The following is a 26,327-nucleotide window of genomic DNA, read 5'->3' on the forward strand; positions in this document are numbered from 1 at the left end:
GGCTCCCGCTAGTTTCGCTAGAGGCAGGCCGGGACGAGCACGATCGGCAGGCCGGTCACGATCGTTGCCAACAGCCCGACGACCGCGAGCGTCCAGGACGTCTTGTCGATCATGCTGTCGCCGTGTCGCCGCAGCGCGACGCAAACCCCACTCGCCGCGGCGATGCAGGCGAGCCATGCCCCGAGCATCGCTGCGTGGTGGACGCTGAGGCCCCCGATCGTATGCGCCGACGCCCATCCTGCCGCGCAGCCGATGCCGCTCAGGCCGTACAGCGTGCAAAAGGCGATTGCCCAGACGATCAGCCCCGCGGTCATCCGCAACAGCGCGATCATACCAGCCATCCCGGGATCGCTAGCACCAGCATCGTCACCACACCCGACCCTGCGGCATGGTCGCTCCACAACCGTGCGATCCGCCGTTCGCCCTGCCGCGCGCCAGCGACGAACCCCGCGCCGATTCGCGCGCGCAGGAACGCCAAGATTGTCGCCGCGATGCCGGCATGGAACAGCGCATAGCCCGCCACCGTCACGCTCGTCGCGGCATAGGCATGGCTGGCCGGGGCGGGCAGCGCGAACGCGATGACCCCGATCAGCGCGAAGATGATCGCGGCTTGCCCGACGAGCGCCAGCGTGACCGCATCACGCCGTGCCGCAATCAGTGCGACGACAGCGCCGCCGATCGCAAGCAATGGTTGCCACAGCATCGGCGCGACCAGCACCGGCGGTGGCCAGTTGGGCGCGACGGTCCACAGGAAGGCATAGCCGAACAGCAACGAAGCAAAGAGCGTCGCGCTCGCCGCCAGCGCAAAGACGCTTCCCCAATAGCCGACGGTCCCCTCGACCTCGAACGCAGTCGGCAGCGAGCGGTCGTGCCCGGCGGGGACCGGCCCGACATCGTCGCGCCGTCCGTGCGTCCATCCCCAGCGCCATCCCAGGACGATCACGCCGACGAGGAAGAGCGGCGCGACCGGATACAGCCCTGCGAGCATCGACAGGAAGAACCCGCCGAGCGTTGCGGCCATGCCGATGGGATACCAGCTATTCTGCGGCAAAATCACGACATGTTCGGGCGCGCCGGTCACCATGTCGACCGCAAGCGTCTCGCGCCAGCCGTGCCGTGCTTCGCCGAGCCACCCCTCGCCGCGCGCCAGCGCCAGCGCCATGTCGGGTTCGCTTTCGAGCGGGTCCTGCCCCGAGACGGTAGGGAGGCTCGCAAAGTTATATGACGGCGCCGGCATCATCATCGCCCATTCGAGCGTGCCTGCGTTCCACGGATTGCGGCGGCGGTGGCGGCCGAGCCAGATCTGCAGCCCGACATCGATCGCGAACAGCGCGAAGCCGAACGCCATGATGAAGCTGCCGACCGAGGATGTCAGGTTGAGCCAGGTCCAGCCCATGCCCTCGGGATAGGTGTCGACCCGGCGCGGCATGCCCAACAGGCCGGTCAGGTGCATCGCGAAGAAGGTGACATTGAACCCGACGAAGATCAGCCAGAAGGCAGCCTCGCCCAATTGCAGCACGCGGCCCCGCCCGGTGAAATGCGGCAACCAGTAATAAGCCGCGGCGAGCATCGGGAAGACGAACCCGCCGACCAGGACGTAATGCAAATGCGCGGTGACGAACGCGGTGTCGTGCGCCTGCGCATCGAACGGCACCACCGCGAGCATCACGCCCGTCAGGCCGCCGAGCACGAACACGATGAAGAAGCCGATCAAATACAGCATCGGCAGCTTCATCTGCGGGCGTCCGCTCCACAGCGTGCCGAGCCAGGCGAAGATCTGCACCGCGGTCGGAATCGCCACCAGCGTGGATGCGGCGGAGAAGAAGCCGAGCGCCATGTGCGGGATGCCGGTGGTGAACATGTGATGGACCCACAGCCCGAAGCTGAGGAACGCGAGCGCCATCACCGCCGCGACGATCGCGCCATATCCGAGGATCCGGGTCCGCGCCATGACCGGGAGGATCGTCGATACCGCGCCAGCCGCGGGGAGGAAGATGATGTACACCTCGGGATGGCCGAACAGCCAGAACAGGTGCTGCCACAGGAGCGGCGATCCCCCCAGCGCGGGCGTATAGAACGGCCACCCGAACGCGCGTTCGACTTCGAGCAGGATCGACCCGAGGATCAGCGGCGGGAAGCCGAAAAGCATCATCGCGGCGGTCGCGAGCAGATACCAGGCGAACAGCGGCATCCGATCGAGCCGCATGTGCGCTGCGCGCAGTTTGAGGATCGACACCGCGATCTCGATCGCCGCGCACATCGCCGACACCTCGACGAAGGTGATGCCGAGCAGCCAGACGTCGCTGTTGATCCCCGGCGTCCACTCCTTGCCCGACAGCGGCGGGTAGAGGAACCAGCCCGCGTCGGGCGCGACGCCCGCGAGCATCGCGACAATCAGGATGCTGCCGCCGAACAGGTAACACCACCAGCCGAGCGCGGAGAGCCGCGGGAATGCCATGTCGCGCGCGCCGAGCATCTTGGGCAGGAGGTACATCGCCAACCCCTCGAACATCGGGATCGCGAACAGGAACATCATGATGCTGCCGTGCATCGTGAACAGTTGATTATAGACTTCGGGACCGACGAACGCGCTGTTCGGCGTCGCCAGTTGTGCGCGGATCAGCATCGCGAGCACGCCGCCGATCGCGAAGAACACGAAGGCGGCGACGATGAAGCGCTTGCCGATGTCGCTGTGGTTGACCGATCGCAGCATTCCGCGCCAGCCGGGCTCGGTCCGCCAGATCGCATCCATCGCGCGATGCCGCTTGAGCGCGTTCATCGTGTTCCTCCAACGAAGGCGGCCCAGCCCGCCGCATCATGCGCGACGACGGTGAAGCCGTGGTCCTTGTGGCCGGTGCCGCAATATTCGGCGCATTCGCCGCGAAAGACTCCAGGCCGCGCGGCGACGATCCGCAGCACATTGGTATGCCCCGGGATCGCGTCCATCTTGCCCGCGAGACGCGGCACCCAGAAGCTGTGGATCACGTCGGTCGCGGTGATCGACGCATCGACCGGGCGACCCGCCGGAATATGCAGGACACCTTCGGTCTCGCGTCCGCCGGGGTGGCGGAACACCCAGGCATAGCGCCGTGCCTCGACCCCCACGGTTACGGTATCCGGAGCAGGGTTGGGCAGGGTGCGTGCGCCGAGGATCAGCGCATAGGTGAGCAGCGCCGACAGCACCACCACCGGCATTGCGAGCCCAAGCCATCCGATCCAGACGGTCGCGCGCGGCGCGGAATCGTCCCGATCGCGCCGGAGCATCGCGACCGCCAGCAGACCGAAGACCAGCGCCGCGAGCACCGCTGCACCGGCGAGCATCACCCACCACAGGGTTGCCACGTCGGCGGCGTGCGGGCCGGCGGGATCGAGCGTGGACAGCGACCCGGCGCAACCTGTGGTCGTCATGACCGTTACGACCGCGAGCGCCACCCGGGAAACCACCGACCGATGACCGATTCCATCCGCACCACGGACACGCGCTTGCGCGACCCGATCGCCGACAGCCCGGCGTTCGCACGGACCGAGTCCAAGGTCGCGCTGGCCGGGCATCCGATCCATGCGGTGCTGGTCGCCTTTCCGATCGCGCTGACGACCTGCACCTTCGCCGCCGATGTGCTCTACTGGTGGACGGGCGATGCGTTCTGGGCGCGGGCCGGGTTGTGGGCGTCGGGCGCGGGGTTCCTGCTCGGGGTGCTGGCGGGGATCGCGGGGACGGTCGAACTGCTGATGGTCCCGGGCATTCGCGCGCGCGCCGCGAGCTGGACGCACTTCATCATCGCGGTGATGCTGCTGTCGATCCTCGGCGCGAACTGGGGGTATCGGCTGACCGGCTACGAGCAGGCGATCCTGCCCTACGGCCTGCTGCTGTCGACGTTCGCGGTCGCGTTCACGGGCTTCACGGGCTGGCATGGCGGCAAGTTGGTGTTCGAGTATCAAGTCGGGGTCGCTTCCAACGGCAAATGATTGTTTTGCGGCGTTTCGAGCCAGTCGGGGGTGAGATCCGGCATAACCGGCTTGGCCAGCACGAGCAGCAGCACGCCGGTCATCGTGGCGATCATCGCACAGACGAGCGGGAGCGGGGACGGCGGGATGTAGTCCCCGCGGCGTTCGCTCATCTGGACGACGGTATGGCCGATCAGCGCGTGGAGCGCGACCAGCAGGCCGACCGCGACGAGCTTGGCGAACATCCAGGGGACGAAGACTTCTCGCAGGAATATCAACGCCGTACCCGCGGAAACCGCAATCACGGCGGCGGGCGTGACGATGCGCGTATAGCCGTAGTTGGTGATGCGCCGGAGCCGCGCGTAATCGGCCTGTTCCTCGCCCGCCTCATGCTTGCCGAGCACCAGCGGCAAGGCGATCAGGCCTGCGCTCCACAGGATCAGCGCGGCAATATGCAGCGCTTTTACCACCGTCAGGATCATGTTGCGGCACCGGTTTGTGTCATTTGTCGCCAGCTACGGTGCGCAATCCAGCCGATTGTTGCCGCATATGGGAGCATCCCCGGCACCCACATGATCAACCCGGCGAGTTGCTGGTCCGCGATCGGCCCGATCCCGAACGGCACGGTGCTGGTCGCATGGACCGCATAGAGCGGTCGCGTGGCGAAGGTCAGCAACGCGCCGAGAAGGCCCATCTGGACCGCACCGCCGACGATCCCCGTCACCGCCTGCGCGGGTGAGGCCGTACCGACCGCAGTCCAGAACGCCCACCCCGCCGACAGCAAGGCGAGCTGCATGACCCAGTAGAGTGCGACATTGCCGAGCGCGGCGTCATAGGCGACCGGCCAGTGCCACGCCCACAGCATTACGGTCGATCCGAGCAGGACGGCGGGAACGCGCTTGCCAAGCCACGGCGCGGGAAAGGCGATCGCGAGCAACGGGGCGGCCAGCGTGAACAGCAGCAAATGATGCACCGCGCGCGCCGCGAACAGCGCGGTCGTCAGCGCACAAAGCGGCGACACAAAGGCGAGCGCAAGCACCGCCAACGCAAGCAAACCGGCCTGGCGGCGAGGCCCGGACAAGCGCCACATCATCAGCGCGCCCGCGCCGAGCATCGCCGCGATCATCACGGGATCACCGTTCCACTGGTCTGCCCAGGTCGCCGGCACGGGGGCCGGCCCGCAATAACGTTGCTGCCAATCGATGATACGTCCCCGTTTTTCGGTGGTTCCTGTGACCACCATCCAAAGCGAACGCACCAAGCGGCGGAGGGTTCAGGCGGCGTGCGCAACCTTTCGGGCGATCGTGCGTGCGCTTGCCGCCCGCGGCAGCTTCCGCCAAAGCACCAGCGGTGGCGGAAGGAACGGCGCAGTGGATGCCGGATCGATGGCCAAGCTGATGGAATCCCGCGTGACTTTGACGACAATCGCGCTGTCCGGCGGCGCGGGGATCTTGGGCGGCGCGATGAATGCGCTGGCCGGCGGCGGGACGTTCGCGACGCTGCCCGCGCTGATCGCGCTCGGGCTGCCCGCGAATACCGCCAATGCGACCTCGAACGTCGCGCTGCTGCCCGGTGCCGCGACGAGCAGCTGGGCATTCCGCCGCGAACTGGCACCCGTCGGGGGCGTCAACGTGGGGTTGCTCGCGGGGATCACCTTCGTCGGCGGGCTGGCCGGGAGTGCGCTGCTGGTGGTCACGCCGACGCGGGTGTTCGACCTGCTGATCCCGTGGCTGTTGCTGATGGCGCTGGTCGTGATCGCGTTCGGCAGCCGCGCGGCGGAGGCGCTCCACGCCCGCGTCACGATCGGGCCGCGCGCGTTGATCGCGGCGCAGACGCTGCTGGGGATCTACGGCGGCTATTTCGGCGGCGGGGTGGGGTTGATGATGACCGCGGTCTACGGGTTGCTTGCGAGCGTATCCCCCCGCGCGCTGTTCGCGCCGCGCACGTTGATGCTCGGGGTCGCCAATGCCGCGGCCGCGGTGGTGTTCATCTCGACCGGACTGGTCGCCTGGGCGGCGGCGGTGCCGATGCTGTTCGGCGCGATCGTCGGCGGGTGGATCGGCGCAGTGATCGGCAAGCGCCTGTCGCCCGGAGTGGTGCGCGGCTGGACGCTGTTCGTCACCGCCGCGACCACGATCGTGTTCTTCGTCCGCGCCTATTTCTGATTAGGAAGCGTGAGGAGTGCGGCGACGAGCTTCGGGTCGTCCTTGGGGTCGATCGCTGCCTTGTAGACGGACCGCATCTTGGCGACCTCGGCGGTCCAGGTCTTCGCGTCGAGTTTGGGCTGGGTCAGCAGCATCTCGGGCGAATGGCAGGCGGTGCAGTTCGTCGTGAGGATCTCGGCGCTCGCCGGAAGCGTCGCGGTCTCGTCGGGAAGCGCGATCGTCTGCGACGTCAGCGCGATCGGGGCGGCGGGGGCGGTATCGGCGGGTGCCGCGGTGCGGCTGCACGCGCCGAGTAGCAGCAGCAGCGCGGCGAGCGATGCGCGGCTCATGCCACCACCACGCGGGCGGTTTCAATGCTGCTGCGCAAATAGCCTCCGGGGTTCCAGATCGGCGCGGGCTTCTGCCCTTCGCCGCGGGTGTTGATGGTGCGCACGGCAAGCGCGTGCGGGCCCCGCGCCAGACCCGTCAGTGGCATCGCCCAACGGCGGAAGCTGTATGGCCCGTGGTCGGGGCCGAGTTGCGCCTGTTGCCAGTGCGCGCCGCCGTCGAGCGAGACCTCGACCTTGGCGACGCCCGCATCCCCGCCCATCGCGATCCCGCGCGCTTCCTGCGGGGTTGTGCGGGTGAAGAAGGCGCGCGGCGGCATCCGGCTGATCGGCACGGTCGGGAAACCGGTCGCGCCGGGCTTGACCCCGGCATCCTCGGTCTCGGGGATTTGATACGCCTTCGCCATCCAGAAGCCGGTGTCGGGGCCGGTCAGCAATTCGATCGAATCGAGCGCCTTGACCCAATAGGTCGAATACCAGCCCGGCACGATCAGCCGGAGCGGGAAGCCGTTGAGCAGCGGAAGCGCCGCGCCGTTCATCCCATAGGCGACGATCACGTCGTCGTCCTCCGCATGATCGAGCGCGAGCGACTTGGCGAAATGCGGGGCATCGCCGGGGGGCTGGTCGAGCCCGGCGCATTTGACCTGCACCACGCCCGGCGCGGTGCCGGCGCGCGCGATCAGGTCGCGCAGCCGGACGCCAGTCCAGCGCGCATTGCCCATCGCGCCATTCCCCCATTGCGCGCCGGGGACGCGCGGACCGAACATTCCGCGCGAATTGCCCGAGCATTGGTTGACCGCAGTGACCGTGACTTGCGGCATTGCCTGGATCTCGGCGAGCGAGAGCGATACCGCACGCTTGACCGCACCACCGATGCGGAGCCGGAACGCAGCGGCATCCACCGACAGCGGAATGTCGGCATAATGCCAGCGCACGAAGAACCGGTCGTTGGGGGTGACGGGATCGTCCTGGAGCGCGCCGTCGAACGCCGCCATCGGGGTTTCGAGCAGCGGCGCGCGGCTGCGCTGGAGGATCATCCCCTTCTTGCCGGGGAAGGCATCGGTCAGCGGGCGTTGCCCGGCGCCCTCGGACAGGCCAAGATCAACCGTTGCCTGCGCGCCCATCGCCTGCGCCCCCATCCCCTTTGCCCAAAGCGGCGCGCTGGCGAGGGCACCGACGCCGAGGCCCCCGAGCGCCAGCGCGGCGCGACGATCCACGGGGTCAGCCATGCTGGATTGCCACCGGCACGAACCGCGCGACTTGCTTGCCGACGAGCGACAATTGCTCGATCACCGCGGCGTCGCTCGCCCCGCCGTCTTCGTCGAACTTGGTCAGCTGCGTGTTGACCGCCGCGGCGAACGGCGTCGGCCAGCCGCGCAGCGCATGGACGATCGAGCGCAGCGCCGCGATCGTGCTGCCCGTCGCCTGCCAGCCATAAGCGGTCGCGATCAGGCCGACCGGCATGTCCGCCAAATACGGGCGGTGCGGATCGCGCGCGGTTTCCTCGAGCAGGTCGAGCGCATTCTTGACCACGCCCGAGATGCTGCCGTGATAGCCGGGCGAGGCGATGATGACCGCGGACGCCTGCCGCATCGTCTCGACGAATTCGTTCTCTTCGGGCGTGCGCGTCGTCGCCCGCGGGTCGTAGAGCGGGAGCCGCGCCATGTCCGCGCCGCCGAACATCCGCGTGCGAAAGCCTTCGCGCCCCGCTGCGTCGAGTGCGATCCGCAGCGCGCGTTCGGTGGAGGAAACGCCACCGATCGTCCCGCCGATACCGACGACGAGGGGCTGATCGGGCTGGGTTTCGGCCATCGGTTGGGGCTTTCGGCTGGGCCGCCAGGCGACCGGGAGCGGGTTCAATAGCCCGACCCGCGCTTTGCCTCAATGCTTTGCGCTGCGCCGCGGCAGATGCTTTTGGACGGCTGTGCAACATCGCTCGCTCCGCGCGCCCTGCGCTGCTAGATGCCCGGAAATGCCTGTTCCCTGCTTGCGCGGTCTGTCCTATACAGATAACACACTAATCCGTCCGGCTTTCGGGATCTGGTGAGCATGCGCCGTTACCCTTTTGACGCATCCGATCGTGACGATCCGCGCAACCCGCTGGACCTGACGAACGGCGTGCCCCCGCCCGAGCGCTATCTGCGCGAAGCCCCGTACGAGCCGGACGACGACGACGACCGTCCGAATGGGCGTCCGCGCGGGACGCGGCAGCGGATCAACTGGACACGCTGGATCATGCGCGGACTTGCGGCGGGGATCGTGCTGTTCGTGCTTGCGGTTGCGTGGCTTGCGGTGACTGCGCCCTTGTCCAAGTCGCTCCAGCCGCCGACGCCCCCCAGCGTCACGCTGCTGGCGGACGACGGCACGCCGATCGCGCGGCGCGGCGCTATCGTGGGCTCGTCGGTCGATGCGGCAAAGCTGCCGAAGAACGTCACCAACGCGTTCCTCGCGATCGAGGACCGGCGGTTCCGCTCGCATTGGGGGATCGACCCGCAGGGAATCGCGCGCGCGTTCGTCCACAATGTCCGCTCGACCGGGCGCGACCAGGGCGGCAGCACGATCACGCAGCAGCTGGCGAAGAACGCGTTCCTCGATTCGGACCGCACCGCCGCGCGGAAAATCCGCGAAGTGCTGATCGCCTTCTGGCTCGAGGCGTGGCTGACCAAGGACCAGATCCTGTCGCGCTATCTGTCGACGGTCTATTTCGGCGACAACACCTACGGCCTGCGCGCCGCGGCGAAGCATTATTTCGGGCGGACGCCGGAGAATCTGTCGATCGCGCAAGGCGCGATGCTCGCCGGGCTGGTCAAGGCACCGTCGCGGCTGGCACCGACGGTCAACCTGGCCGGCGCACGGGCACGCGGGGCGCTGGTGCTGCGCGCGATGGTCGAGGGCGGGTTCCTCGACAAGGAAACCGCGGCTTCGGTGCGTCCCGCCCGGCTTGCGACCGACCGCGTCGCGCCGCTCCCCAACGGGACCTATTTCGCGGACTGGGTGCTCCCGGCTGCGCGCGACCAGGCGGGTGATCTGGCGCGCGAGAGCAAGGTCCGCACGACGCTCGACCGCCGACTGCAAAGTGCGGCGGAACGCTCGGTCAAGCGCGCGGGATTGCGGCAGGCGCAAGTTGCGCTGGTGGCGATGCGCCCCGATGGCCGCGTCGTCGCGATGGTTGGGGGCAAATCCTATGCCGACAGCCCGTTCAACCGCGCGACCCAGGCGATGCGGCAGCCGGGATCGGCGTTCAAGCTGTTCGTCTATCTGGCGGCGATGCGGCACGGGATGACGCCGGATTCGATCGTCGACGACAAGCCGATCACGATCGCCAACTGGAGCCCGCGCAATTCGGACGGGCGCTATCTTGGCCCGATCACGCTGCGCCAGGCGTTCGCACGCTCGTCCAACGTGGCGGCGGCGCGGATCACGCAGGAAGTGGGCGTTGCCAACGTCATCAAGGCAGCGCGCGACCTGGGCGTGACGACGCCGATCCCGAACGAGGCGACGATCGCGCTGGGGACGGCGAGCATGTCGCTGCTCGAACTGACGCAGGCCTATGCCGCGATCGCCGCCGAGCAATATCCGGTGCGCGCGCGCGGGCTGGAGGATCCGCCCGAGCGCGGGATGCTTGCGAGCCTGACCAGTCGCCCCAAGGCATTGTCGGGGACGATCCGCGACGAGATGCTCGACTTGCTGTCCGCCTCGGCGGAAGCGGGGACGGGGCGTGCGGCGGCATTGTCGGTCAAGACCTACGGCAAGACGGGTACGACGCAGGACAGCCGCGACGCGCTGTTCGTCGGGTTCGCCAACGGGCTGGTCGTCGGTGTGTGGGTCGGTAACGACGACAACACCCCCAACGCGGGGCTGTCGGGCGGTGGCGTGCCCGCGCGGGTGTGGCGCGATTTCATGCAGCAGGCGCTGGGCGTCGGCGCGGCGTTCGTGCCCGAGGCTGTGCCCGAGGTGATCGATCCCGATGCCAATGGCTATGAGGAGACGATCGAGAACTTCCTCGATCCGCAGAACATCCCGCCGGTCGAGGGGGAGATCCCCGGGATCGGGCGGGTGCGGCTGCGCAACGGGCAGTTCGATTTCGAGCCCAATCGCGAAGGGGGACGCGAGGACGACCGCGGTCGCCGTCGCCGCAATGAGGACGAGGACCGTGCCCCGCCGCCCGAGGGGTATGAGGACGAGCAATAGCGCGGCTGGTGCAATGGCGCGGCTTTGGGTACACGCGCCTTGAAACCATGAGCGCTTCCCCGGCGAAGGCCGGGGCCCAGTCGCGATGGCGGATGTAACGGAGCACAGCCCGCGGCAATGTCCGGCCCGCTGCTGGGCCCCGGCCTTCGCCGGGGAAGCGCATCAGGACTATATGCATTTTATCGGCGTGATGCCGCGTTGTTCCAAGGATACCCCATGACCGACCAGAAAAGCGACAGCCAGAAATGCGGACTCGTCGCCGTCCTCGGCGCCCCTAACGCGGGCAAGTCGACGCTCGTCAACGCGCTGGTCGGGCAGAAGGTCGCGATCGTCAGCCCCAAGGCGCAGACCACGCGCGTGCGGCTGATGGGCGTCGCGATCGAGGGTGACACGCAGTTGCTGCTGGTCGACACGCCCGGCATCTTCGAGCCCAAGCGCCGGTTCGACCGCGCGATGGTGCAGGCGGCGTGGGGCGGGGCGGAAGGTGCCGACGTGCTCGCTTTGGTGGTCGACGCCAAGGGCGGGTTGCCGACCAAGGTCACCGACATCGCGACCGCGATCAAGGATCGGCCCGAACCCAAGTACCTGATCCTCAACAAGGTCGATCTGGCCGACAAGGCGAAGCTCTTGCTGCATGCCGAGCGGCTCAATGGCTTGGTCACGTTCGACGAGACGTTCTTCGTCAGCGCCTCGACCGGGGACGGGCTGCCCGAGTTGAAGGCGCATCTCGCGGCGCGGATGCCCGCCGAGCCGTGGCATTTCCCCGAGGACCAGGTCTCCGACGCGACCGAGCGCAGCCTTGCGTCGGAAGTGACACGCGAGCAGATCTTTCTCCAGCTCCACGCCGAACTGCCCTACGCCTCGGCGGTCGAGACCGAGCAATATCTCGAGCGCGAGGACGGATCGGTCGAGATCCACCAGCAGATCCTGGTCGAACGCCCGACCCAGCGCGCGATCGTGCTCGGCAAGGGCGGCACGCGGATCAAGGAAATCGGTGCGCGCGCGCGGACCGAACTCAGCCACATCATGGGGCGGCCAGTGCATCTGTACCTGCACGTCAAGGTCCGCCCCGGCTGGGACGACGAGCGCGACGTGTATCGCGACATGGGGCTCGACTGGGTGGAGTGAGCGCCTGCGCTCTACTGTGACGCTTCCCCGGCGAAGGCCGGGGCCCAGTCGTGATGTCCGGGGTAACGAAGCGCACCGCCTAGCCTCGTGCGTTCCTCTCCTGGGCCCCGGCCTTTGTCGGGGAAGCGCTGGAGGGGGTTAGGCGAGCATCTGCTCCACCCATTCCGGCACCAGCACCCCCGCCGCGCCGAGCCGCGTCTCGTGGAAATAGCCGCTCCCCGCCGACCGCTCCAGATTGAGTTCCAGTGTCTGCGCACCGGCATAACGCGCGCCCTGCACGAACCCCGCGGCGGGATAGACCGCGCCCGACGTCCCGATCGAGACGAACAGGTCTGCGTCCGCCAGCGCGCGTTCGATCCGCTCCATCTGGTACGGCATCTCCCCGAAGAACACGATGTCGGGCCGCAGGTCGGGCGCGCCGCACGTCGTGCAGACCGACCCCGGCGGCAGTGCCGCGTCCCATGCCACCCGCGCGTCGCACGCCGCGCACAATGCCGAGCGCAATTCGCCGTGCATGTGGAGCAGCCGCTTCGCGCCGGCGCGTTCGTGCAAGTCATCGACGTTCTGCGTCACGATCAGCAAGTCGCCCTGCCACGCCGCATCCAGCCGGGCGAGCGCAGCGTGCGCCACATTGGGCGCGACGCCCGCCAGCTCCGCACGGCGTGCGTCGTAAAAGCGGTGGACCAGCACGGGGTCCGCCGCGAGCGCCTCGGGCGTGCACACATCCTCGACACGGTGCCCCTCCCACAATCCGCCGGGTCCGCGGAAGGTCGCGATCCCGCTTTCGGCTGAAATGCCGGCTCCGGTCAGAACCACGATGTTTTCCGTTCCTCGCATGGTATCTCTGTACGCGAGGCTCTAGAGGCCCGGGAGAGGAATTTACGGAGCAAGTGCGATGACCGCGATCGGCATTATCGGGAGCGCGGGGCGCATGGGGCGGGCGCTTGCCGCGGCGGTGCCCGATCTGGGCGCGACGCTCGCGGGCGGGATCGACGCAGGCGGCGATCCGGCGACGCTCGCGCACGAGGCCGACGTGCTGATCGATTTCTCCGCGCCGTCTGCGCTCGAACGCAATCTTGCCGCCGCGCGACTGACCGGGACGCCGATCCTGATCGGGACGACCGGGCTCAGCCCGACGCATCACACATTGGTCGATGCTGCCGCGAGCGAGATCGCGGTGCTGCAGACCGGCAACGTCTCGCTCGGCGTGACATTGCTCGCCAAGCTGGTGCGCGAAGCGGCGGCGCGGCTCGGGCCGGATTGGGACATCGAGATCGTCGAGATGCATCACCGCCACAAGGTCGACGCGCCCTCGGGGACCGCGTTGCTGCTCGGCGAGGCGGCGGCGGCGGGGCGGGGGGCGCCGCTCGCCGAGCTGCGCGTGTCGGACCGAGCGGGTCTGGTCGGTGCGCGCTCGGAAGGGACGATCGGCTTCGCATCGCTCCGTGGCGGATCGGTCGCGGGCGACCATCTCGTCGTGTTCGCGGGCGAAGGCGAGCGGATCGAGCTCGGCCATCGTGCGGAGAATCGCGCAATCTTCGCGCGCGGCGCGATCACCGCGGCGCTGTGGCTCGCGGGCAAACCGGCTGGCCGGTACGCGATGGAAGAGGTGGTCGGGGTGTGAAAAAGGCCGACGTCGTCGACTTCTACGCGCGGCTCGCGGCGGACAACCCGCATCCCGAGACCGAGCTCGAGGCGGGCAACCCGTTCCAGCTGGTCGTCGCGGTCGCTTTGTCCGCGCAGGCGACCGACGTGGGTGTCAACAAGGCGACGCGCCGCCTGTTCGCCGAAGTGACCACGCCCGAGCAGATGGTCGCGCTGGGCGAGGACGGGCTGAAGGCGCACATCAAGTCGATCGGGCTGTTCAACACCAAGGCGAAGAACGTCATCGCCCTGTCGGAGCGACTGATCGCGGAGCATGGCGGGGTCGTCCCGAATGATCGTGCCGCGCTCGAACAGCTTCCGGGCGTCGGCCGCAAGACCGCCAATGTCGTGCTCAACGTCGCGTTCGGCGCCGAGACTTTTGCGGTCGACACGCATATCTTCCGCGTGGGAAATCGCACCGGCCTGGCGCGCGGCAAGACCCCGCTCGCGGTCGAACTCAAGCTCGACAAGGCGACGCCGCAGCCGTTCCGGTTGCACGCGCACCATTGGCTGATCCTGCACGGGCGCTATGTCTGCAAGGCACGGACGCCGGAATGCTGGCGCTGTGTCGTTGCGGATCTCTGTGCGTTCAAGCCCAAGACGCCCCCGCCGAAATCGCGCGCAGCGCAAACGCCGGGGGAGCCGCGTCGAGACGAGGAATAGTCCATGCGCCTTACCCTGATCGCCATCGCCCTGCTGTCCCTGACGACCGCCGCAGTCGCGCGCGAGAAGATTCCGGTGGCGACACCCAGCGGGGCGGCGGTCAGCTGCATTCCGCTCGTCCAGATCCGCGAGACGCGCGTCCGCGATGACCGCACGATCGATTTCATGATGACCGGCCGCAAGGTCTATCGCAACACCTTGCCCAGCGCCTGCCCCAGCCTCGGGTTCGAACAGCGCTTCAGCTATGCGACGAGCCTCAGCCGATTGTGTTCGACCGACATCATCACCGTGCTGTACCAGGCACCGTATCTGACGCCCGGTGCGAGTTGCGGACTGGGCCAATTCCAGCCGGTGACATTGGCCGCGCGGTGAATCGCGGACGGCGACCGGGAATCGTCGATCGGGGCTGGCGTCGCACCGCGTGCTTTGCTAGGCGATCAATCAGGCACCCGTAGCTCAGCTGGATAGAGCGCTGCCCTCCGAAGGCAGAGGCCACTGGTTCGAATCCAGTCGGGTGCACCATTTTCGACCAATCCTCTCCGCATACGTCCGTCGACCACGCTTGACCTTTGCCTGTTCCACTCGCACTAACACAGGTGTCAGTAAGGAGCCGAGTCGATGGCCAAGCTTCCAGCGTTTCCGGGCACGAGCGGTCGCCGCGATTGGCGCACCGCCTTCGAAGCGATCCGCAAACTGATGGCGAATGGCGACGACACGACGCAAGTGTTCCGCATCATGCGCGCGCTCAACGTCGGTAACGGCCCCAAAAATTACGCACGTTTGATCGCGACGGTGGAGGGGGGACGCCTCGCCTCGGAACACGTCGAACTGGCCGAACGATTTTCGGATCGCGCCTTCGTCCGGCAGTTTGCCCCCGGCACGGTCGGCGCGGCATATCGCGCGTTTCTGGAGACGACCGGCTATTCCGCAGATGGGTTGGTGCAGGTCAGCAAGATCGACAGCGACGATCAGGTCGCGCATCCCTATGCGTGGTTCGGGCGGCGCGTTCGCGACACGCATGACATCTGGCATGTGCTGACCGGCTACAAGGCGGACGAATCGCTGGGCGAGGCCTGTCTGGTCGCGTTCAGTTATGCGCAGGTCGGCGGGCTTGGCTGGGCGTTCATCGGCGGGGCGGCGGCGCTCAAGAGCCTTTCGGTCACGCGCAACACATTGTTCGCGCGTGCCGTATGGGAAGGCTATCGCAACGGTCGGCGTGCGCGCTGGATTTCGGGCGAGGACTATCTGGCCTTGCTCGCCGAGCCGATCGAGGCCGCGCGCGCCCGGCTCGGGATCGTCACCCCGACCGTATATCTGAAGGCGCAGCATGTGCTGGGCGCGGAGCTGGCGTCGTATCTCAGCGCGCGTCGCGATTCCGCGGCAACCCCCGAACTCGCCGGCTGAGCAGGCCGGTCGCATTCGCCGAACCCGTCTTCGCGAAGCGGGGATGCATCACGCAAATTGCGAAACGTGACCAAGCGGGTAGAGCGGGCGCAATGCTGACGCGTCTTGTCCTCACCGATTTCCGGAATCACGCCACGCTGGCGATCGCGCCCGGTCCGGGGTTTGTCGTGCTGACGGGGGAGAATGGCGCGGGCAAGACCAATGTGCTCGAGGCGGTGTCGCTGCTGGCGCCGGGGCGCGGGCTGCGGCGCGCAGGGCTTGGCGAGATGGCGCGGCAGGACGGACCGGGCGGGTTCGGGATCGCCAGCGACCTCGGCGGCGATGTCGCGATCGCGACCGGCGCGCAGCCGAATGCGCCCGAGCGGCGGATCGTCCGCGTGCAGGGGAGCGCGGTGGCGGCGACGCAATTGGCGGAATGGCTGACCGTTCTATGGCTGACCCCGGCGATGGACCGGCTGTTCGTCGAACCCGCGGGTGAGCGGCGGCGGTTTCTCGACCGGCTCACGCTCGCGCTCAGCCCCGGCCATGCGGTCCACGCCAATCGCTACGAGGCAGCGATGCGCGCCCGCAATCGCCTGCTGGGGGAGGAGGGACGCCCCGACCCCGAATGGCTGCGCGCATTGGAAGCGCAGATGGCGGAACACGGCATAGCGATTGATCTCGCGCGGCGCGATACGGTCGCGGCGCTCGGGCTGCGGCTGATCGAGCAACCCGACGGGCCGTTCGCGCGCGCCGGGCTCGACCTCATCGGCTGGACGGGTGCGGGGGAAACGCTCGCCGCCGATCTCGCACAGAGCCGGGCGCGCGATGCCGCCGCGGGACGTGCGCTGGTCGGGCCGCATCGCTGCGATCTGGCGGTGACGCATCTCGGCAAGGGGCAGGCCGCGTCGCTGTGTTCGACCGGCGAGCAGAAGGCGCTGCTGCTCGGCGTGATCCTCGCGCATGCCGAACTGGTCGCGGAGCGGACCGGGATGACGCCGGTGCTGTTGCTCGACGAAGTCGCTGCGCATCTCGATCCGGTGCGGCGGGCGGCGCTGTTCGCGCGGCTCGGCGGGATCGGGCAAGTGTGGATGACGGGCACTGAAGATGCGTTGTTCGCCGATCTCGGGCGCGATGCGCTACGGCTCACGCTCGGGGCGGGAGCCGGCTGAACCGCGACTGTCGATGAGGCTCACGCGTTGTTAAAGGGTCGGGGGCTAGGCGAGCGGGAACGGGCGGGGGCCTGGAGACCACCGATGAGCTTCGACCGCAAATCCGTTCTTGCCGCCGCCTTTGCAGCGATCGCGCTGGCGGGGGGTGCGCTTCCCGCGGCTGCACAGGACCGCTGGGACTGGGGTGGCGGACGTGCGGGTGATCGCGATTACCGATTGAGCGGCGCAGGCGTGCCGATCCTGTTCCCCGAACTGCGCCAGACCAATCGCGGCCGCGCATTCGTGGTGCGAAACTTCGACCTCAATCGTGATGGCCGGATCAACCAGCGCGAAGCGGATGCCGCCAACCGCGCGTTCGCGCAGGTCGCCGGGCCGCGCCGTGACCGGTTCGACTGGGCCGCGCGCGACCGCGTCGTCGTGGTCGAGGACCGCCGCGGACCGCCGCGCGGCGGCTGGGACCAGGGCGCGATGCGCGGCTACGGCTTCCGCCAGACCGCGCGGGGCGCAATAATGCGGCTCGACGAGGACGTGCTGTTCGCGACCGACAGCGCAGTGCTGCGCCCGGGCGCGATCGACAAGCTCAAGGGCCTTGCCGACTATCTCCGCTCGGATTCGGGCGTGCGCGTCGCGATCGACGGCTACACCGATTCGCGCGGGACCGATGCGCACAACCAGGCGCTGTCCGAGCGCCGCGCGGATGCGGTGCGGACCGCGTTCGACCAGATGGGCGTGACCCGCGCGCGCTTCTCGGTCGTCGGGCATGGCGAGGCGAGCCCGGTCGCGCCCAACACGACGCCCCAGGGCATGCGCCAGAACCGCCGCGTCGAGGTCACGCTGCTCGGACAGCGCGCCGACCGCTTCGCGCGCTGACACCCGTCTGCGTCGCTCCGGATCCCGCCGGGGCGGCGCAGGACGCGCATGCCATTTCGCTTCCGTTTCCAGCCCTGAATCCCTATACGCTTGGCATGGCAGAAGACCCCAATACCAACGACTATGGCGCAGACTCGATCAAGGTGCTCAAGGGCCTCGACGCAGTGCGCAAGCGGCCCGGCATGTACATCGGCGATACCGACGACGGTTCGGGCCTCCACCACATGGTGTTCGAGGTTTCCGACAACGCGATCGACGAGGCGCTCGCCGGGCATTGCGACCGGATCGACATCACGCTCAACGCCGATGGATCGGTCACGGTCGAGGATAACGGTCGCGGGATTCCGACGGGCATCCACACCGAGGAAGGCGTCAGCGCCGCCGAGGTGATCATGACCCAGCTCCACGCGGGCGGTAAGTTCGAGAACACTTCGAACGACAATGCGTATAAGGTCTCGGGCGGGCTCCACGGCGTCGGCGTCTCGGTCGTCAACGCGCTGAGCGAATGGCTCGATCTGACGATCTTCCGCGACGAGCAGGAGCATTACATGCGCTTCGCGTTCGGCGATGCGGTCGCTCCGCTCAAGATCGTCGGCCCCGCGCCGGGCAAGAAGGGGACGCGCGTCACCTTCTTCCCCAGCCCTGCGACGTTCAAGATTACCGAATTCGATTTCGACAAGCTCGAGCATCGTTACCGCGAGCTCGCCTTCCTCAATTCGGGCGTGCGGTTGTTCCTCAACGATGCGCGGCACGAGGACGTGAAGACGGTCGAGCTCTATTACGAGGGCGGGATCGCCGCGTTCGTGAAATATCTCGATCGCAACAAGGCCGCGCTGATGCCCGAGCCGGTCGCGATCAGCGGCACGCGCGACGACGTCACGATCGACGTCGCGCTCGAGTGGAACGATTCGTATTACGAGAACGTCCTCGCCTTCACCAACAACATCCCGCAGCGCGACGGCGGGACGCACATGGCCGCGTTCCGCGCGGCAATGACGCGCACCCTCAACAATTATGCCGAGAAATCCGGCATGTTGAAGAAGGAGAAAGTCAGCCTCACCGGCGACGACATGCGCGAGGGTCTCACCGCGATCGTCTCGGTCAAGCTGCCCGACCCCAAGTTCAGCAGCCAGACCAAGGACAAGCTCGTCTCGTCCGAGGTGCGCCAGCCGCTCGAATCGCTGATGGCGGACAAGCTTGCCGAATGGCTCGAGGAAAACCCGGCGCACGGCAAGGCGATCGTCCTCAAGATCATCGACGCCGCCGCTGCGCGCGAGGCCGCCAAGAAGGCGCGCGAGCTGACCCGGCGCAAGGGCGTGATGGATATCGCGTCGCTCCCGGGCAAGCTCGCGGATTGCCAGGAGCGTGATCCGGCCAAGTCCGAACTGTTCCTGGTCGAGGGCGACTCGGCTGGCGGGTCGGCCAAGCAGGGGCGTGACCGCCACTTCCAGGCGATCCTCCCCTTGCGCGGCAAGATCCTCAACGTCGAGCGCGCGCGGTTCGACCGGATGCTGTCGTCGAAGGAAATCGGTACGCTGATCCAGGCGATGGGCACCGGGATCGGGCGCGACGACTTCAACGTCGAGAAGCTGCGGTACCACAAGATCGTCATCATGACCGACGCAGACGTCGACGGCGCGCATATCCGCACGCTGTTGCTGACGTTCTTCTACCGCCAGATGCCGGAGATCATCACCAAGGGGCACCTCTACATCGCGCAGCCGCCGCTGTACAAAGCGACGCGTGGGCGGTCAGAGGTGTATCTGAAGGACGACAGCGCGCTCGACGAATATCTGGTCGAGAATGGCGTCGCGAGCGTCGTGCTCGAGGGTGCGCAGGGCTCGCGTTCGGGCGCGGACCTGCGGACGCTAGTCGATCACGCGCGGCGGATGCGGACGCTGATGCGCTTCGTGCCGCGGCGCTATGACCCGACGATCGTCGAGGCGCTCGCGATGGGTGGTGCGCTCGATCCGGCGCTCGATCTGGACGCACGGCGCGAGCGTGTGGTGCAGGTCGTGCGCGGGCTCGACGCGGCGGATCAGGACGCACGCTGGTCGGCGACGCTCGCCGAAGATGGCGGGTTCCATGTCGAGCGCGTGTGGCGCGGCGTGACCGATCACCACATCATCGAGGCGGCGTTCCTCGGCTCGGCAGAGGCGCGCAAGCTCCACACGCTCGCGGCGGAACAGGCCGAGGCGTTCGTCGATACAGCCCGACTCGTGTCGAACAAGGCAGCCGCGGCGGCACAGGCGGAAGCCGATGCCGCAGCGGACGAAGCCGAAGCGACCGCGCCCGAGGGTGGCCGTGCGGGCGCACCCGCAACGGTGAGCAAGGGCTCGACGATGGTCGCGCGCCCGTCGCAGCTGCTCGACGCGATCCTCGCTGCGGGGCGCAAGGGGCTGGCGATCCAGCGCTACAAGGGGCTGGGCGAGATGAATGCGGAGCAATTGTGGGAAACCACGCTCGATCCGCAGAATCGCTCGATGCTCCGCGTCGAAGTTGACCAGGCGGATGTCGCGGACGAGATCTTCACGCGCCTGATGGGCGACGTGGTCGAACCGCGCCGCGAGTTCATCCAGGAGAATGCGCTGAGCGTCGCCAACCTCGACGTTTAAGCAAATGGCGAATGGGCGGGATGCGTCGATCAAGACGCATCCCGCCCTTCGCGACTAATCGGTCGGATGCAGTTCGCCGTCGAGCTCGGTTGCTTCGCGCACAACCGCGATGTTGTCGCCGGCGTCGCGCATTTCGTACAGCTTGCCGCGGGCGTTCTGGAACGGGCGGTGCAGCACCATCATCAGCGTGCCGTCGAAACGCCGGAAGATCATGCCGTGCCCGCTATCGGCGCGCACCAGCGGCGGTAACTGCTCCCACGGTCCTCCGATCGAACCGGTGCGCGAGCGGGCGACGCTCTGGACGTAGCCGTTGGCGTCATAGCTCGACCACAGCATCAGCAGCGTGCCGGTGCGGGTGCGGATCAGCTCGGGGCCGTCGGTCACGTAATTCGTCTCGGCCTTGCGCGGGACCCATGGCGCGTCGGACGCCTTGAACAGCAGGCGGGGCGGTCCGGCTGCGCGCAGGCTATCGTCGAGTGGAATCGCCTCGATCGTGCCGTCACCGACCTGCACCCATTCGTGCGCGTAGACGAGCCAGGGCTTGCCCGCGGGATCGACATAGAGCGTCCCGTCGAGCGACATCCGGCTCTTGTCGACCAGCGGTTCGCCGTTCCGCACGAGCGTGAACGGACCGGTCAGCGCATTGCTCACCGCCAGCAGCGTGCTGCGTCGGATCGGGCGGCGCTGGTCCGTCGCGGGGATCGGCGCGGAATCGTTGTAGAAAGTGGCGAAGAGATACCAGCGTCCACGCCAGCGGTGGACCTCGGGTGCCCAGGCACCGTCGTTCGCCCAAAGGCCCTTGGGCAGCGTGAACACGACGCGCGGTCTGGTCCAGCTCTTCAGGTCGCGGCTGGTGTACGCCATGATTCCGATGCCAGCGTCGCCGGTCATGCGGCGATCGTTCTTGGTGTAGAGATAATAGGTGCCGCTCTTACGGTCGGCGACGATCCAGGGATCGTGCAGCGGCATGTCGGGCATGCGCAGCGTGGCTGCGGGACGGGCCGGGGCGGGCGGCCCGGCGACCGCAGGCGCGATCGCGAGCAGGGCCGCGAGAGCGGTCAGCGTCCGGTGGCGCATGGCGTTTTCCCGATGGTTCGTGTGAGCAGCAGCGTCGCAATCGCGCGGACCGGGACGGTGGTCCCCGAAACGCAGGAGCCCGTGTGGCTCCGGTCGGTCAGCACCATCTGCGCATGCCAGCCACGCGGGAGGCTCAGCGCGCGCGGGTTGATCCCGCCGTTGACATGGACGAGCACCAGCGTCCGCCCATCGGGGGATAATGCGCCTGCGGTATCGAGATCGTCGACCGGCACGAGGCGGTAACCGGGCCTGATGTACCGGCTGAATTGCGCCATCGCCCAATATTTGCGCGTCACGTGAATTGCGTGCGGCCCGGCGGCGGGCACGCGGAGATCGGCCTTCACCAGTCCCCAGTTCGAACCCGGCCCGGACAATGCGGTATTCTCGGTCGCCTGCCAGAAGACCCAGGCGGCGGGTTCGAGCCGCTTCAGGTCGAGCACGACATGCTCGGCAAAGGCGAGCGCGGAGGGCATGCCCTCGAAGTCCTGCGGGTCCTTGTCGAGCGGCGTATCGTTCTCGCTCATCCAGAGCTTGATTCCCGAAGCGCGCGCGACGTCGCGCACCCCGGTCTGGTTGACCGTGCCGTAGCTGTGGACGTTGAGCTGCCCGACCCGCGCGCGCGTTGCCTTTGGGTAGGCGGCCCAGTCCTGCAGGAACAGATGCGAATTCGTTTCGTCGGGTGCTGCGATGACGGTCGCAAGACCGCGCGCCTTCAAGGCCGCGTCCGTCGCGTCGATCATCATCGCCTGGCGCGCGGGCGACCAATGCGCGCCTTCCTGCGTGTTCTTGGCGAACCAATAATCGGTGTTGGGCTCATTGACGGGGGAGAGCGTGCGGAAGGTGATTCCGTGGCGATGCTGCAGCTCGTCCACGACGCGCGCCATATAGTCGGCGAAGGGGCGTTCGAATCCGGGGCGGAGATTGTCGTCCGTGCCCTTCTCGGCACCCGACACCCGACCCGATACGGTCATGAACCACGGGGGCGAGTTCGAGAAAGCCTCGAAGATCGGTTCGCGCACGCGGACACGGATCGCATCCAGCCACCACCGCTGGTTCGCGTCCTGCGACCAGTCCCACATCGCTGCGTCATCCGCGCGCCACCAGTCCCGACCGGTGGCACCTGCCGGTTGCCGCCAGAAGCCGGGAATCGCGGCACCCGGCCGCAGATAGGCCGGTGTATCCGCCGCATTGCCGCCGCCGATGTTATAGCGCGCGATCGTCCAGCCGAGCCCGTCCGTACCGTAAAACAGGTCGGCGAGACGCGCGCGATCGGCTTCGGGCCAGCCGCCGGTGACGTGCGCGAACCAGGCGAGCGCGGTGCCCCAGCCTTCGAACACCGTGGACGGACGCTCGACCGCCGGACGGATCGTGACCGATACCGTCGGTTCCTGCGCTACCGCCGAGGTCGCGAGGCATAAGGCGGCAACGCAGGCGGCGAAACGGCTGGAGCGTGGCCGCTTCATTCCACGAAGGGTTCGACGATCGTCGTCCGCCCGCGCAGGAAGATGTCGGCGACCAGCCGGAGCGGGCTGACATCGACATCGGAGACACCCGCATGGACGATCTCGGCGAAGCGGCGGTAGAGGCCGGGATATTCGCCGTGCAGATCGACCGCAGCGGTCGGGGCCGCACCGCCGTCGATCGAAAGCTCACCCCCGCCCTTCGCGAGCGTCAGCGTGCCCGCGTCGGTCTCGACCACGATGTCCCAGCTTTGTGGGCCCTCCTGGCGGAAATCCAGGTCCATCGCGATCGCCGTGCCCGCGGTGTCGCGGAACCCGACGCGCGCCGCGATCGGCGCGGCACGATTGGCGGGAACATCGAGGTCGGCCTGTTCGACGAACATCGGGTTGGGCAGGATGCGCGTCGCGATCGACAACGCGTTGATGCCCGGATCGAACACACCGAACCCGCCCGGTTCCCAGATCCAGTCCTGTCCGGGATGCCAGACGCGAACATCTTCGCGCCACGTGATCGTGGCACTGCGGATCGTGCGGTCGGCGAGCCACGCGCGTGCTGGCTCGACCCCATCGGCGAAGCGCGAATGCCAGCTCGCGAACAGGCTGATGCCACGTGCATCGGCGGCTTCACGCAACGCTTCCACTTCGGACAGTGTCGCGCCGGGGGGCTTTTCGAGGAAGACGTGCCAGCCCTGGTCGATCGCGAATTGCGCGATGCGGCGGCGGACTTGCGGCGGGGTGCACAAGGCCACCGCATCGATTGCCATGCCGCTGGCGGCCAAGGCTTCGATGTCGCGGAAGTGCGGTTTTCCGTCGGTGCTGTCGCCACTGCGGCTGACGGTGGCGACGAGATCGAAATCGGGGATCCCGGCGATTGCGGGGAGATGCTGATCCTTGGCGATCTTGCCCATGCCGACGACGGCGATGCGGATTGGCGCGCTCACAGCGAACGCCCCGTAATCACGTTGCGCGGCCTGTCGCGATGCAGGCGTTCTCTGGTTGCGGTCATGCGAAATCCTTGACGCTGAATTGAAAGTGCGCGGAACCACGCGCCGTGTCGGCAGCACGCATGTCCCGGGTGTCAACGATGATGGCTGGGTCGTAGCCGTTCACGCCGACATCCCCTTGTTCCGTACCCGGTGCCGGGCAGCAAGCCCCGCACGCCTGTATCCGGCTGACTGCACCGCGGCTCCTCTCCTCTTATTTGTTTGACAATAACCCCGACTAATGGGCCGTCAAGCTGGTTTACCATTGGCCATGGAAGAGCCTGTCGTAGCGTTTCATTAGTTGACTGCCTGTCGCGCAGAGATGCCAAATGGGTCTGCAATGTTGACTTTGGATCGATTTCACCGGGGCTATCGCACCCGATCGTGCCGGTGATGGTCATTGTTGGGAGGCGTGCGGAAAGTCTCACCCCACTGTTGCGCAATAAAATTTGGCTGATATTGTCAGACAAGAAGCGGAATAATGCCGTAGGTGGGGAGACTGGAAGTGGCATTGGGCCGAGCATTTATCGTGACTGGCCTGATCGGTTCCGCGCTGGCGGGTACGGCTGTCGCCCAGCAGATCCCGCCGCGGGTTGATTCCGCAAAGAGCGCACCGGCCTGTTCTGCTGCGCGAAACCCCGTGGTCGCTGAGGGCGAGCGGCAACTGGCGATCGTTCCCCGACTGGGACCCGCGCACGTCACGCCCGCCAGCAAACAATCCGCCTATCTGATGGTCTATTTCAAGGACGATACGCATTCGCTGTACTTCGCGACGTCGCGGGACGGGCACGCGTTCACCGATGTGAACGCGGGGCGGCCGATCCTGTCGGGCCGGTCGATCGCGGATCAGAAGGGCGTTCGCGATCCGCACATCATGCGCGGCCCCGATGGTGCCTTCTACATGGCGATGACCGACCTCCACGTGTTCGGGCAACGCGACTGCGTGCGGACGACGCAGTGGGAACGCCCGGAGCAGGACTATGGCTGGGGCAACAATCGCAACATGCTGCTGATGAAGAGCGTCGACCTGCTCCACTGGACGTTGGCCAAGGTTGACGTGTCGCGGCTGTTCCCGGCGTACAGCCAGGCGGGCAACGCCTGGGCGCCGGAGACGATCTACAACCCCAAGACTCGGCGGATGATGGTCTATTTCACCACGCGAATCCGCAACGGGCCCAATTTCATGGTTTCGTCGGAGGCGAACCCCGCTTTCACCACGCTGACCACCGTGCCGCGCAAGATCCTCGACTATCCCCGGCCGCAGGTGAACACGATCGACGCGGACATCACGCTGGTCGGTGGCAAGTACCGGATGTTCTACGTCGCGCATGAGAAGCCCGGCAGCATTCGTCAGGCGGTGTCGAACCACATCGATCGCGGGTACGTCTACGATGCGCGCAAGATCGACCCGGAGACGGTGGCGGCCGAAGCGCCCAATCTGTGGCGCAGGCACGGCACCAACACATGGGTGCTGATGTACGACGTGTTCGGCGTGACGCCCAACAACATGGGGTTTGCCGAGACGACCGATTTCGTCAGCTTCCGCAACATCGGCCGGTTCAACGATCCCGGCTCGCCGATGAAGGCGACCAACTTCGTCCAGCCCAAGCACGGTGCGGTGATGGCGGTCACGCCCGAGGAAGCGGCGCGGCTCGAACGCTATTTCGGAGGCGCACGGTGACGCTTTTTGGTCGAGCGACAGCCTCGACGCTAGGGCTCATCGTCGCGGCTGTCCTTTGCACGAGTGCGGCCCCGCCGTCGCTCAACCAACGGCTATCTGGCGACATCGTGCCGGGGCACGATCCCGTGCTGATCCGGGAGGGCGACGCGTATTACTCCTATTCGACGGGCCAGCGCGATCGGCTGCCGATCCTTGCGCGGACCTCACGCGATCTCGTCACGTGGAGGGCGTTGCCGGGTCCGATTCCGGCGATCCCTGCCTGGGCGCTGGCGGCGGTGCCGGGGGCGAAGGATATCTGGGCGCCCGATATCTCTTACGCGAACGGGCGGTACCGGCTGTATTATTCGGTCTCGACCTTCGGCAAGCAGCGGTCGGTGATCGGGTTGCTGACCAGCCCGACGCTCGATCCGGGCAAGCCCGGCTATGGCTGGCGCGACGAAGGGCTGGTGATCGCGTCGAAGCCCGGCGACGATTACAATGCGATCGATCCCAATTTCGTACGCGACCGGGAGGGCGGGGCGTGGCTGGCGCTGGGCAGCTATTGGACCGGCCTCAAGCTCGCGCGGCTCGATCCCGCGACGGGCAAGCTCGCCGACCCTGCCATGCCGTTGACCCCGATCGCGCGCCGCGCGCCCGGCCCCAATACGGCGATCGAAGCGGCGTTCATCATCGATCATGGCGGCTGGTATTGGTTGATCGCGTCATTCGACCGATGCTGTCAGGGGGCCAAGAGCGACTATCACCTCGTCATCGGACGGTCGCGCGCGATCACCGGGCCTTATGTCGACCGCGCCGGAACCCCGATGCGCGATGGCGGCGGGACGGTGCTGTTGCAGGCCGATGCCGCCGGCAAGGACCGCTTCCGCGGCCCCGGCCATGCCGGTTTCCTGCACGACCGCGATGGTCGCGATTACCTGATCTACCACACCTATGACCGCGACCGTCGCGGTGTCCCGACGCTGCGTCTGGCGCGGATGCGCTGGGCGGGGGACGGTTGGCCTACGCTCGACAGCTGAAGGACGAT

25 protein-coding genes and 1 tRNA gene are annotated in these 26,327 nt (G+C 67.4%); 14 read left to right on the top strand and 12 right to left on the bottom strand.

The window, feature by feature from the left end:
- Positions 1-17: 17 nt before the first annotated feature.
- The 3 genes from AC3WJR_RS16585 to coxB are packed head-to-tail and all read right to left on the bottom strand — an operon-like array spanning position 18 to position 3,408.
- The gene (locus AC3WJR_RS16585; protein ID WP_492726304.1) at positions 18-341 is read right to left on the bottom strand and encodes a hypothetical protein; all 324 of its coding nucleotides are present in this window, start codon (positions 339-341) and stop codon (positions 18-20) included.
- Complete coding sequence (ctaD, locus tag AC3WJR_RS16590; RefSeq protein WP_492726306.1) at positions 329-2,779, bottom strand: cytochrome c oxidase subunit I; 2,451 nt, start codon at positions 2,777-2,779, stop codon at positions 329-331. Before ctaD ends, AC3WJR_RS16585 begins: the two co-directional genes overlap by 13 nt.
- On the bottom strand, positions 2,776-3,408 hold the full coding sequence (gene coxB / locus AC3WJR_RS16595) for a cytochrome c oxidase subunit II (protein ID WP_492726308.1): 633 nt from the start codon (positions 3,406-3,408) through the stop codon (positions 2,776-2,778). The genes ctaD and coxB overlap by 4 nt, the downstream gene beginning before the upstream one ends.
- A 42-nt stretch (positions 3,409-3,450) precedes the next feature.
- Between coxB and AC3WJR_RS16600 the strand changes: the two genes are divergently transcribed.
- On the top strand, positions 3,451-3,966 hold the full coding sequence (locus tag AC3WJR_RS16600) for a DUF2231 domain-containing protein (RefSeq protein ID WP_492726310.1): 516 nt from the start codon (positions 3,451-3,453) through the stop codon (positions 3,964-3,966).
- Here AC3WJR_RS16600 and AC3WJR_RS16605 read toward each other — a convergent pair.
- A complete protein-coding gene (locus AC3WJR_RS16605; RefSeq protein WP_492726312.1) occupies positions 3,936-4,427 on the bottom strand; it encodes a CopD family protein in 492 nt (163 codons plus the stop codon). The two genes, AC3WJR_RS16600 and AC3WJR_RS16605, sit on opposite strands and share 31 nt — an antisense overlap.
- Complete coding sequence (locus AC3WJR_RS16610) at positions 4,424-5,113, bottom strand: cytochrome c oxidase assembly protein (protein ID WP_492726314.1); 690 nt, start codon at positions 5,111-5,113, stop codon at positions 4,424-4,426. Before AC3WJR_RS16610 ends, AC3WJR_RS16605 begins: the two co-directional genes overlap by 4 nt.
- A 64-nt stretch (positions 5,114-5,177) precedes the next feature.
- On the opposite strand from AC3WJR_RS16610, the gene AC3WJR_RS16615 reads away from it, so the two are divergent.
- Positions 5,178-6,110, top strand: a complete 933-nt coding sequence (locus AC3WJR_RS16615) for a sulfite exporter TauE/SafE family protein (RefSeq protein ID WP_492726316.1) — start codon at positions 5,178-5,180, stop codon at positions 6,108-6,110.
- On the opposite strand, the gene AC3WJR_RS16620 is transcribed toward AC3WJR_RS16615, so the two are convergent.
- From AC3WJR_RS16620 to AC3WJR_RS16630, 3 genes are read right to left on the bottom strand one after another with little or no spacing between them, the layout of a single operon-like run.
- Positions 6,101-6,439, bottom strand: a complete 339-nt coding sequence (locus AC3WJR_RS16620; RefSeq protein WP_492726317.1) for a cytochrome C nitrite reductase — start codon at positions 6,437-6,439, stop codon at positions 6,101-6,103. The two genes, AC3WJR_RS16615 and AC3WJR_RS16620, sit on opposite strands and share 10 nt — an antisense overlap.
- The gene (locus AC3WJR_RS16625; protein WP_492726319.1) at positions 6,436-7,665 is read right to left on the bottom strand and encodes a molybdopterin-dependent oxidoreductase; all 1,230 of its coding nucleotides are present in this window, start codon (positions 7,663-7,665) and stop codon (positions 6,436-6,438) included. Before AC3WJR_RS16625 ends, AC3WJR_RS16620 begins: the two co-directional genes overlap by 4 nt.
- Positions 7,658-8,248 (bottom strand): NADPH-dependent FMN reductase, encoded by a 591-nt coding sequence (locus tag AC3WJR_RS16630; RefSeq protein ID WP_354283258.1) that lies wholly within the window; start codon positions 8,246-8,248, stop codon positions 7,658-7,660. The genes AC3WJR_RS16625 and AC3WJR_RS16630 overlap by 8 nt, the downstream gene beginning before the upstream one ends.
- A gap of 237 nt (positions 8,249-8,485) precedes the next feature.
- On the opposite strand from AC3WJR_RS16630, the gene AC3WJR_RS16635 reads away from it, so the two are divergent.
- Complete coding sequence (locus tag AC3WJR_RS16635) at positions 8,486-10,627, top strand: transglycosylase domain-containing protein (protein WP_492726320.1); 2,142 nt, start codon at positions 8,486-8,488, stop codon at positions 10,625-10,627.
- Positions 10,628-10,843: 216 nt separating this feature from the next.
- Complete coding sequence (gene era / locus AC3WJR_RS16640; protein WP_354283254.1) at positions 10,844-11,755, top strand: GTPase Era; 912 nt, start codon at positions 10,844-10,846, stop codon at positions 11,753-11,755.
- Positions 11,756-11,893: 138 nt separating this feature from the next.
- Here the strand turns inward: era and AC3WJR_RS16645 are convergent, their stop codons facing one another.
- On the bottom strand, positions 11,894-12,592 hold the full coding sequence (locus tag AC3WJR_RS16645) for an NAD-dependent deacylase (RefSeq protein WP_492726322.1): 699 nt from the start codon (positions 12,590-12,592) through the stop codon (positions 11,894-11,896).
- A 58-nt stretch (positions 12,593-12,650) separates the two neighbouring features.
- Between AC3WJR_RS16645 and dapB the strand changes: the two genes are divergently transcribed.
- The 8 genes from dapB to gyrB all read left to right on the top strand — a co-directional run bounded on the left by dapB (position 12,651) and on the right by gyrB (position 20,102).
- Entirely contained in the window at positions 12,651-13,379 is a 729-nt protein-coding gene (gene dapB, locus AC3WJR_RS16650; protein WP_492726324.1) for a 4-hydroxy-tetrahydrodipicolinate reductase, read from the top strand.
- Positions 13,376-14,062: an endonuclease III gene (gene nth / locus AC3WJR_RS16655; RefSeq protein ID WP_492726325.1), complete on the top strand. Its 687-nt coding sequence runs from the start codon at positions 13,376-13,378 to the stop codon at positions 14,060-14,062. The genes dapB and nth overlap by 4 nt, the downstream gene beginning before the upstream one ends.
- A 3-nt stretch (positions 14,063-14,065) precedes the next feature.
- Positions 14,066-14,434 carry a hypothetical protein gene (locus AC3WJR_RS16660; RefSeq protein WP_492726326.1) on the top strand — a complete coding sequence of 123 codons (369 nt, stop codon included), beginning with the start codon at positions 14,066-14,068 and terminating at the stop codon, positions 14,432-14,434.
- A gap of 73 nt (positions 14,435-14,507) precedes the next feature.
- Positions 14,508-14,584 (top strand) — tRNA-Arg (locus AC3WJR_RS16665).
- Between the two features lie 96 nt (positions 14,585-14,680).
- The gene (locus AC3WJR_RS16670; protein WP_492726327.1) at positions 14,681-15,466 is read left to right on the top strand and encodes a Coq4 family protein; all 786 of its coding nucleotides are present in this window, start codon (positions 14,681-14,683) and stop codon (positions 15,464-15,466) included.
- 92 nt (positions 15,467-15,558) lie between these two features.
- Entirely contained in the window at positions 15,559-16,617 is a 1,059-nt protein-coding gene (recF, locus tag AC3WJR_RS16675) for a DNA replication/repair protein RecF (RefSeq protein WP_492726329.1), read from the top strand.
- Positions 16,618-16,701: 84 nt separating this feature from the next.
- Positions 16,702-17,487, top strand: coding sequence for an OmpA family protein (locus tag AC3WJR_RS16680; RefSeq protein ID WP_492726331.1), 786 nt, complete (start codon positions 16,702-16,704; stop codon positions 17,485-17,487).
- Positions 17,488-17,582: 95 nt separating this feature from the next.
- Positions 17,583-20,102, top strand: a complete 2,520-nt coding sequence (gene gyrB / locus AC3WJR_RS16685; RefSeq protein ID WP_492726334.1) for a DNA topoisomerase (ATP-hydrolyzing) subunit B — start codon at positions 17,583-17,585, stop codon at positions 20,100-20,102.
- A 54-nt stretch (positions 20,103-20,156) separates the two neighbouring features.
- Here gyrB and AC3WJR_RS16690 read toward each other — a convergent pair whose 3' ends face one another.
- The 3 genes from AC3WJR_RS16690 to AC3WJR_RS16700 are packed head-to-tail and all read right to left on the bottom strand — an operon-like array spanning position 20,157 to position 23,580.
- The gene (locus tag AC3WJR_RS16690; RefSeq protein WP_492726336.1) at positions 20,157-21,179 is read right to left on the bottom strand and encodes a glycoside hydrolase family 43 protein; all 1,023 of its coding nucleotides are present in this window, start codon (positions 21,177-21,179) and stop codon (positions 20,157-20,159) included.
- Positions 21,161-22,642 (bottom strand): glycoside hydrolase, encoded by a 1,482-nt coding sequence (locus tag AC3WJR_RS16695; RefSeq protein ID WP_492726339.1) that lies wholly within the window; start codon positions 22,640-22,642, stop codon positions 21,161-21,163. Before AC3WJR_RS16695 ends, AC3WJR_RS16690 begins: the two co-directional genes overlap by 19 nt.
- Positions 22,639-23,580 (bottom strand): Gfo/Idh/MocA family protein, encoded by a 942-nt coding sequence (locus AC3WJR_RS16700; RefSeq protein ID WP_492726342.1) that lies wholly within the window; start codon positions 23,578-23,580, stop codon positions 22,639-22,641. The genes AC3WJR_RS16695 and AC3WJR_RS16700 overlap by 4 nt, the downstream gene beginning before the upstream one ends.
- A 547-nt stretch (positions 23,581-24,127) precedes the next feature.
- Between AC3WJR_RS16700 and AC3WJR_RS16705 the strand changes: the two genes are divergently transcribed.
- Entirely contained in the window at positions 24,128-25,303 is a 1,176-nt protein-coding gene (locus AC3WJR_RS16705; protein ID WP_492726344.1) for a glycoside hydrolase family 43 protein, read from the top strand.
- A complete protein-coding gene (locus AC3WJR_RS16710; RefSeq protein ID WP_492726346.1) occupies positions 25,300-26,319 on the top strand; it encodes an arabinan endo-1,5-alpha-L-arabinosidase in 1,020 nt (339 codons plus the stop codon). The genes AC3WJR_RS16705 and AC3WJR_RS16710 overlap by 4 nt, the downstream gene beginning before the upstream one ends.
- Positions 26,320-26,327: the final 8 nt, after the last annotated feature.

The sequence above is a fragment of the Sphingomonas sp. FW306-05-A genome (assembly GCF_058782275.1).